This window comes from Cobetia sp. PDI-23MA, assembly GCF_059507735.1.
In genome coordinates, this window is the sequence record NZ_CM183352.1 from 2,998,539 (window position 1) to 3,012,288 (window position 13,750).

At 65.4% G+C, this 13,750-nt stretch carries 11 protein-coding genes; 1 reads left to right on the forward strand and 10 read right to left on the reverse strand.

What is annotated here, in order from left to right; all coding sequences use genetic code 11:
- Positions 1 to 288 precede the first annotated feature (288 nt).
- The 9 genes from AC5WNJ_RS12735 to AC5WNJ_RS12775 all read right to left on the reverse strand — a co-directional run bounded on the left by AC5WNJ_RS12735 (position 289) and on the right by AC5WNJ_RS12775 (position 11,259).
- Complete coding sequence (locus AC5WNJ_RS12735) at positions 289 to 1,179, reverse strand: universal stress protein (protein ID WP_495929859.1); 891 nt, start codon at positions 1,177 to 1,179, stop codon at positions 289 to 291.
- Positions 1,180 to 1,359: 180 nt separating this feature from the next.
- Positions 1,360 to 2,847: a SulP family inorganic anion transporter gene (locus tag AC5WNJ_RS12740; protein WP_495929860.1), complete on the reverse strand. Its 1,488-nt coding sequence runs from the start codon at positions 2,845 to 2,847 to the stop codon at positions 1,360 to 1,362.
- A gap of 262 nt (positions 2,848 to 3,109) precedes the next feature.
- On the reverse strand, positions 3,110 to 4,165 hold the full coding sequence (locus AC5WNJ_RS12745) for a DMT family transporter (protein ID WP_495929861.1): 1,056 nt from the start codon (positions 4,163 to 4,165) through the stop codon (positions 3,110 to 3,112).
- 6 nt (positions 4,166 to 4,171) lie between these two features.
- Entirely contained in the window at positions 4,172 to 5,032 is an 861-nt protein-coding gene (locus AC5WNJ_RS12750; RefSeq protein ID WP_495929862.1) for an HAD family hydrolase, read from the reverse strand.
- A 129-nt stretch (positions 5,033 to 5,161) separates the two neighbouring features.
- The gene (locus AC5WNJ_RS12755) at positions 5,162 to 6,175 is read right to left on the reverse strand and encodes a cyclodeaminase (protein ID WP_495929863.1); all 1,014 of its coding nucleotides are present in this window, start codon (positions 6,173 to 6,175) and stop codon (positions 5,162 to 5,164) included.
- A 57-nt stretch (positions 6,176 to 6,232) separates the two neighbouring features.
- The gene (locus AC5WNJ_RS12760) at positions 6,233 to 7,342 is read right to left on the reverse strand and encodes a pyridoxal-phosphate dependent enzyme (protein ID WP_495929864.1); all 1,110 of its coding nucleotides are present in this window, start codon (positions 7,340 to 7,342) and stop codon (positions 6,233 to 6,235) included.
- 3 nt (positions 7,343 to 7,345) lie between these two features.
- Entirely contained in the window at positions 7,346 to 8,821 is a 1,476-nt protein-coding gene (locus AC5WNJ_RS12765) for an aminotransferase (protein WP_495929865.1), read from the reverse strand.
- A 99-nt stretch (positions 8,822 to 8,920) separates the two neighbouring features.
- Complete coding sequence (locus tag AC5WNJ_RS12770; RefSeq protein WP_253061395.1) at positions 8,921 to 10,474, reverse strand: NAD-dependent succinate-semialdehyde dehydrogenase; 1,554 nt, start codon at positions 10,472 to 10,474, stop codon at positions 8,921 to 8,923.
- Between the two features lie 236 nt (positions 10,475 to 10,710).
- A complete protein-coding gene (locus AC5WNJ_RS12775) occupies positions 10,711 to 11,259 on the reverse strand; it encodes a hemerythrin domain-containing protein (RefSeq protein ID WP_253061397.1) in 549 nt (182 codons plus the stop codon).
- Positions 11,260 to 11,571: 312 nt separating this feature from the next.
- On the opposite strand from AC5WNJ_RS12775, the gene AC5WNJ_RS12780 reads away from it, so the two are divergent.
- The gene (locus AC5WNJ_RS12780; protein ID WP_495929866.1) at positions 11,572 to 12,939 is read left to right on the forward strand and encodes a replication-associated recombination protein A; all 1,368 of its coding nucleotides are present in this window, start codon (positions 11,572 to 11,574) and stop codon (positions 12,937 to 12,939) included.
- 140 nt (positions 12,940 to 13,079) lie between these two features.
- On the opposite strand, the gene lolA is transcribed toward AC5WNJ_RS12780, so the two are convergent.
- The gene (gene lolA / locus AC5WNJ_RS12785; RefSeq protein WP_253061401.1) at positions 13,080 to 13,748 is read right to left on the reverse strand and encodes an outer membrane lipoprotein periplasmic chaperone LolA; all 669 of its coding nucleotides are present in this window, start codon (positions 13,746 to 13,748) and stop codon (positions 13,080 to 13,082) included.
- Positions 13,749 to 13,750: the final 2 nt, after the last annotated feature.

Consider the following 13,750-nt stretch of genomic DNA (forward strand, 5'->3'; position numbering starts at 1 on the left):
GAGAGTGTCCTTGTACCGTTCTTCCTGGAGTGGTGAAAGACGCGCCTGCGTAAGGGAAAGCCCCGCAGCGGCATGACGCGCAATGAGGATAGGCGGCCATCAGCGTTCCAGATTCCGGCGAGCGGCGCAACGCGACCTGCGGGGTATTTTCCAGTCGTCGAGAGGGTTTCTGCCTTGCGTACCTGTAGCCACTCCCCAAGGGGCAGAAATGAAGACGCCGCGCCGTCCCGACATGACACGGGAAGACGCGGCGTTCTCATTGCCCGACAGGGCGTGGGCTGAACGATGCTAGCGCAGGATCAGCAGCGGCACCGTGGCGTTGCGAATCATCTCGGTAGTGGTGCTGCCGACCAGCAACTGACGGATGCGCGAGTGGCCGTAGGCGCCCATCACCAGCATGTCGATGGCGTGTTCCTTGGCATATTCGCGCAGACAGGCTTCCACCTCCCCCGCTCTGAAGCTTGCCTGCACGCTGAAACCTGCCGCGGTGAGAGTGTCGCGCGCGGCGTCCAGCGGTGCCTGATGCTCCACCGTTTCCGCGCCGACCATCACCAGATGCAGCTCCGCGCCCTTGAGCAGCGGGCTTGCCGCCAACACCTCGACGGCACGCTTGATGGTGCTGCTGCAATCGAAGGCGATCAGCACCCGCGTCGGCAGGTTGAACTCACCCGGCACCACCAGCACGGGACGATGCAGGCTGCGAATCACGCGCTCCAGATTGCTGCCCAGGTGCTCGCTGGCCTGCTCCGCCCCTTCACCACGCTTGCCGATCACCAGCAGGCGAATCTCGTCTTCCAGTTCCTCCAGGGTCTCGACCAGCTCGCCATTGCGCTGGCGTGGGCGCGGCTCGGTGATACCCGCTTGCACGGCGCGCTTGTAGGCGGCCTCCAGCATCAGACGGCCCTGCTCCTGGGCGATGCGCCCGCGCTGCTCATCCAGGGTGGCGAGTTCTTCCAGCAGGTGCTCGCGCGCGCCGAGCCCGATGCTACCGGAAAGATCACTGGTGGTCTCGCCCGCCCCTTCCTGGCGGTCGATCACATGCAGGAAGCTCAGCGGCGCCGAGAGACGTTGGCTGGCCCATACGGCGGCATCACACACGGCGACGGCAAAGGCGGAGCCGTCAATGCAGGCGGTGATCTTGTCATGGCCTGTCGGGGCACTGGCAGAGGATTGGCTCATGGCGTGCTTCCTTATGCTGACGATCAAGGTTGGCGCTTCAGGCACCTGTTTCGAGATTACCACTTTCCGGCCCCATCAACGCAAACGGCGGGCAGCCCGTGTGGGACTGCCCGCCGTCTTTCCGCATGAATCACGCTGCTGGCGCCACCACCCTCGATCAGGCGGGTGGCGCCAACGGGATCAGTGACCCATCAGCTTCTCGACCGCATCCGGCTTGTCATGCACCGCGAAGCGATCCACCAGCGTGGCGCTGGCCTCGTTGAGGCCACGCACCTCGACCTCGGTCCCCTCGCGGCGGAACTTGACCACCACGGTGTCCAGCGCGCCGATGGCGGTGATGTCCCAGAAGTGCGCACGGCTGACGTCGATGACGACACGCTCGACGGTCTCCTTGAGGTCAAAACCGGCCTGGAACTGCTCGCTGGAGGCGAAGAACACCTGACCGACCACGCGGTATTCGCGGGTACGGCCATCGGCATTCATGTCGCTGCCGATATGCAGCACCTGACCGATCTTGTTGGCGAAGAACAGCGCCGAGAGCAGCACGCCGACCAGCACGCCGAGCGCGAGGTTGTGGGTCGCGACCACGACGGCCACCGTCGCCAGCATGACGATGTTGGTGGACATAGGGTGGGTCTTGAGGTCACGGATCGACTGCCAGGAGAAGGTGCCGATGGAGACCATGATCATCACCGCGACCAGAGCGGCCATCGGAATCTGCGAGACCCACGGGCCGAGGAACACGACCAGAATCAGCAGCACGACACCCGCCACCATGGTGGAGAGACGTGTGCGACCGCCGGACTTCACGTTGATCATCGTCTGACCGATCATCGCGCAACCCGCCATGCCGCCGAGGAAGCCGGTGACGACGTTGGCCGCGCCCTGGCCCTTGCACTCACGGTTCTTGTCGGACGGCGTGTCGGTCAGGTCATCGACCAGCGTGGCCGTCATCAGGGATTCCAGCAGGCCCACGACCGCCAGCGGCAGCGAGTACGGCAGGATGATCCACAGGGTGTCCAGATTGAAGGGGATGTCCGGAATCAGGAACACCGGCAGGCTGTCCGGCAGCTCGCCCATGTCGCCGACGGTGCGGATATCCAGACCGACGATCATGGAGAAGATGGTCAGCACGATGATGCAGACCAGCGGCGACGGCAGCAGCTTGCCGACCTTCGGCACCAGCGGCAGCAGATAGATGATGCCGAGACCGGCCGCCGTCATGGCGTAGACGTGCCAGGTGACGTTGGTCAGCTCCGGCAGCTGGGCCATGAAGATCAGGATCGCCAGCGCATTCACGAAGCCAGTGACCACCGAGCGCGACACGAAGCGCATCAGCGAGCCGAGCTTGAAGTAGCCGAAGATGATCTGGATCACGCCGGTCAGCACGGTGGCGGCCAGCAGGTATTCCAGGCCGTGGTCCTTGACCAGGTCGACCATCAGCAGTGCCATGGCACCGGTGGCGGCGGAGATCATGCCCGGACGGCCACCGGCGATGGCAGTCACCACGGCGATGGAGAAGGAGGCATACAGGCCGACCTTGGGGTCGACACCGGCAATGATGGAGAAGGCGATGGCTTCGGGGATCAGGGCCAACGCCACCACCAGGCCGGACAGGATGTCGGGCCGGAGGTTGGAGAGCCACTGCTGTTTGAGGCTGCTTGTCATCGAGTCGTCCGCAACAGGTTGGGGAAGGTGGTGTGCGTGCTGAATCCTGGCGCTGTCGAGTCAGTCTGGCGTCCGGTTGTGGCAATCTTCATCACTGCGTCAGGACAGTGCCGCTCGCGCCTGGCTCGCGTCGTGAAGTCGCTATCGTTTCCGGTCGCCCTGTGGCTTTCTTCGCGCCATGAGCTCTTCGCTCCGGTCGCCGTGAGGCGTCCGGAGGGCTGTCATTTGACAGTGAATAAACTCGGGGATGGGCGGAATTGTATCAGTTGCCGCCCGCAGACGCATCCGCAGAAGGCGCGCGCGTGGCCTGCAGGTGACGCAGGCGGCGGTCGATCAGGCTCTTGATCAGCATCGCGCCCAGCACCATGGCGCCGCCCACCCAGCCGCGCAGGGTCAGCGACTCGTCCAGCACCCACCACACCCACAGGATGCCGAACACGCTTTCCAGCAGCATCAGCAGTGCCACCTCGGCGGACGGCAGATACAGCGGGCCGCGCTGGATCAGCGTGAAGCCCAGCGGCGAGAGCACCAGACACAGCAGCACCAGCCAGCCGGCGCGCTGAGCGAAATCATCGCTGTGCGAGGGCCATAGCTGGGTGAGCACGCTCTCGAGGCCCTCTGCTGCACCCTCGCCTACCCCTACCCCAGAGGCTGCCAACCATATGCAGGCCAGCAGGCCGCACAGCGCGGTCATAAGCCCCGACAGGGTCAGCATCGGGCTCATGTCGAGCCCCGGGCGCGTGCGACACAGCGTGAAGTTGCCCGCCAGCGACAGGCTGCAGCCCAGCGCGAGCAGATTGCCGGTCAGCGAGCCGCTGCCCGCCTCATCCATCACCAACAGCGTGATGCCCGCCAGCGAGACCAGAATCGCGCCCCACACATGGCGCGGCTGGCGCTCGCCCAGCCATAGCCGCGACATCAGTGCCGCGAACAGCGGACTGGCAGCGAGGATGATCAGCACGTTGCCGGCGCGGGTGTATTGATTGGCGAGCACGAAGCCCAGCGTGGAGCCGGTGAACAGCAGCGCGACCCACAGTCCCGTGCGCCCGCAGCCACGCATGCGCGCCAGCGCACTGATAAAGCGCTGGCCAGGCCCGCCGCGCTGGGTGAGCAGCAGAATCAGCGCGAATCCGATGGCCGTCAGCAGGCCGCGCCAGAACACCAGCGGGCCATCGGCGACATCGGCGAGGCGCAGCAACAGCGCATCCGGCGAGATCAGCAGCACGCCCAGCGCCGTCAGCGCGACGCCACGCGCCTGCAGGGCTCTGGCATCCGGGCTGTGATCGCGGGAAAGGTGGGAGTCAGTCGCCGGCTTCATGCACGCTCAGTCCGATTCGATGGACAGGTGCGACTGGCGCCAATCGACCACCGGCCAGCCACGCGCTTCGGCGAACTGGCGCAGCGGCGCATCCGGCTGGGTGGCGTGGGGATGATCGACCCGCTCGAGCAGCGGCAGGTCGTTGTGGGAATCGGAGTAGCCCCACAGTGCCTGCGGCGCACGCTTGAGCTGGCTTGCGTCTTCCAGCCAGGCATCCAGCGCCGCCAGCTTGCCTTCGCGGAAGGTGACGATGCCGGTGGTCTCGCCGGTGAAGCGGCCCGCTTCATCGAAGGCAGGATGGGTGGCCAGCGCGCCATCGGCGGTCAGGCGACTGGCGATGGGGCCGACCAGATGGTGCATGGAGGCGGAGATGATCAGGGTGCGATGTCCCGCCTCGCCGTGTTCGGCGAGACGCGCGATGCCGCCTTCCAGCAGACGCGGCATCACCATCTCCTCCACGAAGCCATCGACCTCGCGGCGTACCTCATCGCGATGCCGCCCGATGAGCGGGCTGAGCAGATGACCGGTGTGCTCGTGGATATCCAGAGTGCCGGCGTGATACTCGCTCTGATGGCGCTCGCCGATGGCCATGAAGGCTTCGACATCCTCGATCCAGCCACAGGCGGCCATCCAGCGCATCCACATGCCAGTGCAGTCGCCATCGAGCAGGGTATCGTCGAGATCGAACACCGCCAGCGGGGAATCCAGCTGGCAGAAATGGCGCAGATACCCCTCACCCGGCGGGGATAGCGGTGGCAGCAGCGTCACGGCATCGCAGTCGGCACAGAGGTCCGCCAGCGGCGAGCGGCGGACCTCTACCCCGGGAGCAGCATTGAGGGCGCGCGGCGCAGCAGGGGGTGAGGGCATGGTTCGAGTCACGACAGGCTCCGAGTGGACGAGAGAGTCAACGGCTTCCTGCCGTTACTGCGTGACCCTCGCATGCGGCGCCGCGCTGGGCAAGTCCGTCGCGCCTTCACGACCCGCTGTCGCTGCGCGCTAGCGCTGGGCGAGTCGAGCCAGCGCCAGGCTGGCAATCGCGGTGTCCTGCACGCCGGTGCCGGTCAGGTCTGCCACCGTGATGCGGGTATCAGTGGTGGTTTCGGTCTCTTCATCTCTGTTCTGGTCACCCTCACGCAGACGGCGCCCATCGGCCAGCAGCTTGCCCAGCTCGTACACCTCGCACGCCTTGGCCTGGTCGTCATCCAGCCCCTTCAGCTCGCCATTGATTTCCGACTGGGCGCGGCTGTCACACACGAAGTAGTCGCAATCGGTCAGCACGTCGGCTTCCAGTTCGCGCTTCTCGGGGCTGTCGGAACCCATCGCGGTGACATGCACGCCTTCCGGCAGCATCGTGTATTCCAGCAGCGGCGTGTGAGACGGCGTGGCAGTGACGATGATGTCGGCGTTCTGGCAGACCGCGTGCAGGCTGTCATGACTACGTACGGTGAGGCCCAGCCGCTCCTCCGTCTCACGCGCGAAACGCTCGGCCCGCTCCTTGTCGCGTGCCCAGACATCGACACTCTCGATGTCGCGCACCAGCCGCAGCGCCTCCAACTGCAGGCTCGCCTGCTCACCGGCGCCGATCAGCGCGACACGCTTGCTGTCAGGGCGCGACAGGGCCTCGGCCGCCACGGCCCCGGCCAGTGCGGTGCGAATGGCGGTGAGATAGCCGCCGTCATTGAGCAGCGCCTCGGCAAGGCCGGTCTCGGCGGAGAACACCACCATCAGGCCATTGAGGCTCGGCAGGCCACGGGCGGGATTGTTGAAGAAGCCGGGGCTGATCTTGATCGCGAAGTGCTTGAGGCCCTGGATGTGGGCCGTCTTGACGTCCACCTCGCCATTGGCCTCCTCGATGGCCATCGACAGGATCGGCGGCTGCACCACCCTGCCTTGACCCAGCGCGATAAAGGCGTCACGGATGGTGGCAAGCGCCGTGGTATCCAGCCCCACGACCTGCTCGATCTGTTCACGGGAATATGTCTGCATGCTTTCTTGAGTCGTTTCCGTCATGCGCCCTCCTTCTGGTGTGCCGTCAGCTGTCTCACGCTGTGAGCCATGGGCGAAAAATCACTGCTGAGCGTCCGCCAGCAGCGCTCGGGCCTGATCGAAGGTCTCCAGACTGACACCGTTGCCGCTGATGATCAGCGCGACACGCTGGCCGCGGATCGACTCGGCCAGCCCCGGGTCACTCTCCCCCAGCCGTGAGGCCTCAAGTGCGGCGAGACCGACCACGGCGGCGCCCTCGACCAGCAGCTTCTCCTCTTCCAGCAGCATCAGCATGGCGCGGGCGATGGCACGCTCGCTGACCTGATGGTGGTGATCCATCACGCGGCGCACCAGCGGCAGCGTGGTGTGATTGCCAAGCCCGATGCCGCCGCCCAGTGAGTCGCCGAGGCTCGCGACCTCTTCCGCCTCCACCGGTTCGCCTGCCTGCAGGCTGTGCCACATGGCCGCGCCTTCGGTGAGGCTGATGCCATGCACCTGCGTCTCGGGGCGAATCGCCTTGAGCGCCGCCCCGATGCCGCCGAGCAGGCCGCCGCCGGACAGTCCGATCAGTACCTGATCGAGCTGCGGGCAATCCTCCATCAACTCAAGCCCGATGGTGCCCTGACCGGCCGCGATCAGCGGGTCATCGAAGGGCGGCACCGCCAGCATGCCCTCCTCCTCGACCAGCCGATTGACCTCGTGGAAGGCCTCGTCCTGGCTGCGCCCGACCCGGCGCACCTCGACACTGCCACCAGTGGCACCGCCCAGCTCACCCAGCGCCTCGATGGCACGCACCTTGTTGGCGGGCACCTGCTCGGAGAGACAGATGACCGCCCTGAGGCCACGGCGCATCGCGGCGTAGGCCAGCGCGCGACCGTGGTTGCCGGTGGAGGCGGTGGTCACGCCGCGCTGGAGGCGCTCGTAGGCCTCCCCAAAGGCCTGCTCCGCCACGGCGGCCAGCAGATTGCTGGCCCCGCGCAGCTTGAAGGCGCCGGTGGGCTGGCGGGTCTCCAGCTTGAGCAGAATCTCGGCATCGAAGCGGCGCGACAGCGCCGGTGACGGTACCAGCGCCGTGCGTTCGACACCCGTGGCCGTCGATGAATGAAACAGCCGCTGGCGCGCGGCATGGATATCGGCCAGCGCCAGCGGTGTCTCCCGTGAACTCTTGAGCGGGGGCAAGGTCAATGCCATGACCTACTTGTCACCAGGAGTGGGATCACCGGAAGAGAGATCACCATTGTCGACAAGCTCCTGATGCACCTTGTCCACGGCGCGGCGCGCGCGGGCGACGATGTCATCGATTTCCTCAGGCGTGACCACCAGCGGCGGCGCGAAGCCGAGGATGTCGCCCTGCGGCATGGCGCGTGCCACCAGGCCTTCCTCGAGGGCCGCCGCGGAGATGCGCGGGCCGACCTTGAGCCCTGAGTCGAACGCCTTGCGCTGTGACGGCTGCGGCGAGAACTCCAGTGCCGCCAGCAGGCCGATGCCACGCACATTGCCGACGATGGGATGATCGGCGAAGGCGGCCTGCATGGCGTTCTGCAGATAGGCGCCGGTATCGCGGGCATTGTCGACCAGGCCCTCGCGGCGAATGATCTCCAGATTGGCGACACCGGCGGCGGCGCCCAGCGCATGCCCGGAGTAGGTCCAGCCGTGGCCGATGGGGCCGAATTCGCCGGTGCCCTGCTCCAGTACCTTCCACACGCGGTCGCCGACGATGACCCCGGACAGCGGCTGATAGGCGCTGGTCAGGCCCTTGGCGATGGTGACCAAATCCGGCTTGATGCCGAAGTGCTGGAAGCCGAACTGGCTGCCGATGCGCCCGAAGCCGCACACCACTTCATCGCAGATCAACAGGATGTCGTGGCGCTTGAGCACGGCCTGGATGGCCTCCCAGTAGCCCTCCGGCGGCGGCACGATGCCACCGGTGCCCAGCACCGGCTCGCCGATGAAGGCGCCGACGGTCTCCGGCCCCTCGGCCTGGATCATCGCCTCGAGCTTCTCGGCGCACCAGGTGGAGAATTCGCGCTCGCTCATCTCGGCGCACTCGGCAGGACGGCGGTAGTAGTCCGGCGCCTCGGTGTGCAGGATGCCCGGAATCGGCAGATCGAAGTGATCATGGAAGGCTGCCAGCCCGGTCAGCGAGCCAGAGGCGATGCCGGAGCCGTGATAGCCGCGCCAGCGCGAGATGACCTTCTTCTTCTCGGGCTTGCCGATCACGTTGTGGTAATAGCGCACCAGCTTGAGCTGGGTCTCGTTGGCATCACTGCCGGACATGCCGTAATAGACCCTGGACATGCCGGGGCCGGCCAGCTCGAGAATCTTCTCCGACAGCGCGATCTGCGGCTCGTTCGAGTGGCCGACGTAGGTGTGGTAGTAGCTTAGCTTGAGGGCCTGCTCGTGGATGGCATCGGCGACTTCCGTGCGCCCGTAACCGATATTGACGCAGTAGAGGCCGGCGAAGCCGTCGATCAGCTCACGTCCGTCACGCTCACGGATGCGGATGCCTTCGCCACCGGTGATCACGCGGCCCGGTGCATCGCCCTGGGCGTAATCGCGCAGGTGGGTCGAGGCATGGAAGGTGACCTTGCGATCACGGCGAATCAGTTCATCGGTCGAGGTCGCGTCGTCGAAGCTGGCGGCCTGACTCAGGGTGTTATCGGTGCTCATGTGACTCTCCGAATGCTCAACTAGGGGCGATCGACCGGTAGTGTTGCTCAATGGCCACCGGTCGCTATGATCGACATGTGACAGTGAAGGATGTCCGTCTCAACTTCCGGAGGCGCTTTCCAGCCCACCCAGACAGTAGTACTTGATATCGAGATATTCCTCGAGCCCCTGACGACCGCCTTCGCGGCCCAGGCCGGATTGCTTGACACCACCGAAGGGAATCGGCGCGCCGGTCATCTTGACGGAATTGACCGAGACCATGCCGAAGCGCAGGCCACGCATCAGTCGCCAGATGCGGCGCACATCGTGGGTATAGACGTAGGCGGCGAGGCCGTATTCGGTGTCGTTGGCCATCGCGATCACCTCTTCCTCATCGTGCCAGGCGGTGATGCCGGCCACCGGCGAGAAGGTTTCCTCGCGCCAGACGCGCATGTCCGGCGTGATGTCGGCCAGTAGCACCGGCATGAAGAAGTTGGGGCCCGGCGCCATGCTCTGGTCACCGTGGATCAGCCGCGCGCCCCGCTCGACGGCGTCATCGACGATGGTCTGCGCCTTGGCGACGGCGTCGCGGTGGATCAGCGGGCCAAGGTCGATCCCCTTCACCTGGCCATTGCCGACCTTGAGCTGCTTCATGATGCGTGCGAAGTGGCTCAGGAAGTCCTCGTAGAGGCTGTCGTGGACCAGGATACGGTCGGCCGCGAGGCAGTCCTGACCGGAGGTCTGGAACTTGGCATCGACGGCGGCGCGTGCAGCCTCCTCGGGGTCCATGTCCGGCCCGACGATGAAGGGGGCATTGCCGCCCAGTTCCAGCGAGACACGCTTGACGCTGTCGGCGCACTGTTTCAGCAGCAGACGCCCGACCCGGGTGGAACCGGTGAACGAGAGCCCCGCGACGCGCGGGTCATCACACAGCTGCCTGGAGACCTCGGAGGCCTCGCCGGTGATGACGCTGAAGACACCGGCGGGAATGCCGGCGCGCTCGGCCAGCTCCGCCAGCGCCAGCGCCGAGAACGGCGTCTCGCCGGCCGGCTTGACCAGCACCGTACAGCCCGCCGCCAGTGCGGCCGCGGCCTTGCGGGTGATCATCGCCAGCGGGAAGTTCCACGGCGTGATCAGCGCCGCGACACCGATAGGCTCACGCACGGTGCCCAGCGCGGCATTCGGAATATGACTGGGTATGGTCTCGCCGAAGGCACGGTTGCCCTCCTCGGCGAACCAGTGAACGAAGCTGGCGCCGTATTCCACCTCACCACGCGCATCGTCCAGCGACTTGCCCTGTTCACGCGTCATCAGCATGGCCAGGTCTTCCTTGTGGGCACGGATGAGGTCGTACCAGGCATCCAGCAGCTCGCCGCGCTGGTCGACGCGCAGCTTGCGCCATTCACGCTGGGCCGCATCGGCGGCGGCGATGGCGGCGTCGATCTGCGCCTCCTCGAGCCACGGCACCTGGCCGAGGCGCTCGCCGGTGGCAGGGTCGAAGACCGCCTCCTCGCGTCCGCCTTCGCCATGCACCCAGTAGCCATTCACGTAGGCGAGCTGGCGAAACAGACGCGGGTCTTCCAGAGCAATGCCTTCGCTGGCGAACTGGGCAGGCTCGGACGTCGCTCCGTCCTGGGAAGTTGCCCACTGTCGTGCAAGAGATTGAGCACTCATCGCTTGTCTCCCGGGCCGCTCGGCCGTCATCTGAGAAGGCGGAACACCGCCAAGGACAACGCCCACCGAAACGCGGCGGGCGTCATGTGATGACCTCAGTGTGGGGGAGATGAGACGTGGAGACTTTCGGAATACCCGCCAACGACTTGGCGTTCTTTCTGTTGTGGCGGGCAGAGTGGGGATTCTTTCTGTGTTGCGGGGAATCGCGCGCAGCGTCACACAGCAGAACGCATGGATCAGGCGGTCACGACATCACTCTCGGTCAGTTCGGCGTAGAGTTCCGGGTAGGCTTTCTGGAGGCGCTCAAGCTCGGTGCGCGCATGCGGGATGGCATCGGTCAGCTGCTGCCATTCCTCGTCACTGAGGTTGTCGCGCATCAGCGGGAACAGCTCGGTGCGCTCGGCACGCAGGTAGTCACGGTGTGCCTCCACATACTCGCGCAGGTCGGCATTGAATTGGTCCATCGGGATGATCTGGTCCATCAGAATGCTGTCGAGATTGTCGGACAGCTTGTCCAGACGCTCGTGCAGGGTGCGATATTGCTGGATGAGGCGCTGACAGAGTGGCGCGGCGTCTTCGGAGCGTTCGCACAGCATCTGGGTGCATTGACGCTCCAGCGGAATGATGAAGCCCTGCATGTAATCGAGAATGTAATCCACCACCTCACGCATCATGCGAAAGTCGGGACGCTCACCACTGACGAGCGTCTTGTGGCGATGCGAAAGCACGTGCAGCAGACGTGCCATGTTGGCGTGGTCCTGGCGCAGCTGAGTCACATTGGGCATGACTTCCTCCTCCTGACGGAACAGGTGGCCGATGCTGGCAGACAGCGCTGCCGCCTCGGGCATTGCTACCGAATGTAGCAATGTCGTCACCTAGAAGTGTAGGACACATCCCTCGAGCGCCAGTTAGACGTTGGGTGGGATTGCCTGAATGAGCGTCTCATGCTGGCAAAGAAACATGACAGTCTGGTGCAATGCCACGCGCGGCCTGAGGCCGCTGACTGAGCGCGCCGCCACTGCTGATTTGTACAGGTCCGCAGGATCGGCCATGATGAGCGCAATACTGCCCCACGCCTGCCGGAGCCAGACTCGCCGATGGATCTTTTTGCCGATACCGCCTCGAATTCCCATGCGCCACTGGCCTTCCGCATGCGCCCACGCACCCTGGATGACTACATCGGACAGACAGCGTTGGTCGGGCCTGACATGCCACTGCGCCAGATGGTGGCCTCGGGCGTGGTGCGCTCGATGATCCTGTGGGGGCCGCCGGGGGTCGGCAAGACGACGCTGGCCGAGATTCTCGCCAAGGGCTGTGATGCCCATCTGGAGCAGCTCTCGGCGGTGATGGCCGGCGTCAAGGACATCCGCGAGGTGGTGGAGCGCGCCAGACACTTCCAGGCCAGCGATCGCCAGACGGTGATGTTTCTCGATGAGATCCACCGCCTCAACAAGAGCCAGCAGGACGCCCTGTTGCCGCATGTGGAATCCGGCCTGCTGACGCTGATCGGCGCGACCACCGAGAACCCGTCCTTCGAGGTCAACTCGGCCTTGCTGTCACGGGCGCGGGTCTATGTGCTCAAGGCCCTGGAGACGGAAGACCTGATCGAGGTATTGACGCGCGCCCTCAAGGATGAGGTCAACGGCCTCGGCAAGCGTCACATCGACGCCAGCCGCGAGACGCTGACCCGCATCGCGCGCTCGGCCTCCGGCGATGCACGCCGTGCCCTGGGCCTGCTGGAGACCGCCTGTGACTTCGTGCGCCGTGAGCCCGACGGCCAGGGGGGAACGCGCGAGATACTCGAGGACAGCTCGCTTGAGGCCGTGCTGGGCCATCAGGCCTCCAGTTTCGACAAGCAAGGCGATGACTATTACGACCTGCTGTCGGCGATCCACAAGTCGATACGCTCCTCACGGCCCGACGCGGCGCTGCTGTACATGGCGCGCTTCATGGATGGCGGTGGCGACCCGCTGGATGTCGTGCGGCGCCTGACGGCGATTGCCTCGGAAGATGTTGGCAACGCCGACCCGCGCGCCCTGCCGCTGACCATCGCCGCCTGGGATGCCTATCTGCGCCTCGGTGACTACGAGGGCCAGCGCGCCATCGCGCATGCGGCGATCCACCTGGCCATCGCGCCCAAGAGCAATGCCATCGAGGTGGCCTGGAAGGAAGCCCGCGCTTTCGTGCGCCAACAGCCCCACTTCGAGGTACCGGTGTATCTGCGCAATGCGCCGACCACGCTGATGAAGGAGCTGGGCATGGGCGAAGGCTATCGCTATGCCCACAACGAGCCCAATGGCTATCCGGCCGGCAGCTCCCACGATGCCTGGCCAGAAGAGCTGCCGACCCAGCAGTTCTACCGCCCGACCCAGCATGGTGGTGAGAAGCGCTTCGCCGAGATCGAGCGCTGGCGCCGCGAGCAGGACGCCGCCGCAGACCGTGGCGAGACGCCCGGACAGCGCTGATCAGCGGCGAATCCTGCGCGCACGTGCCTGCCGAGTCGAGACTGGCACTAACAGGAACGCCCGGACCATCTGGTCCGGGCGTTCCTGTTTGTTCAGCATATTGCGATGTGCTCACAATTTGCGCTGCACCTTGGGCGCGATCACTGCTCGCGAATGACGTCGGCGCCTTGCGGGATCTGGAACACGAAACGACTATCCTGCAGCGACGGATTGTATTGCACGTTGCTGAAGTCGATCGCCGTGCGCTGACCGGTGGAATCCGCCATCTGCAGCATGTCGAGCTGCTCGCTGTCAAAGGTCAGCTTGAGGCTTTCGAACAGCGTATCGGCCTGCTTGGGCGTCAGCGTGAAGGTCTCACGTGCGCCCTGCTGCTGGCGCTTGACCGCATAGTTGGCGGTCAGCTCACTGGAACGACCTGACAGCAACAACGCCGGCGTGTGGGTGACACGCTCATCCAGCGGCTGCACGGTGACCTGCTCGAGGTCCGGATCATGCAGATAGACTTCCTTGCCATCCGACACCACTTCCTGCCGGTACGGCGCATCGACGCTCCAGCGGAACTTGCCCGGGCGCGACAGCCACATCTTTCCCCTGGCTTCCTGCAGACGCTGACCGGAGGCATCGAGGATCTGCTGGTCGAAGTCGGCAGCATAGGTCTTGAGCGGCTCCAGCAGGCGCGACAGGCGATCGCCTGCCGACTCCTCGGCGTGCGCTGGCAGAGCGGCCATACCCAGCATCAGAGCGGCGCCCAGCCCCTTGGCCAGACGAGCGGTCAACGAAGATGCGAAAGAACGCGACAATGTCTTCATGA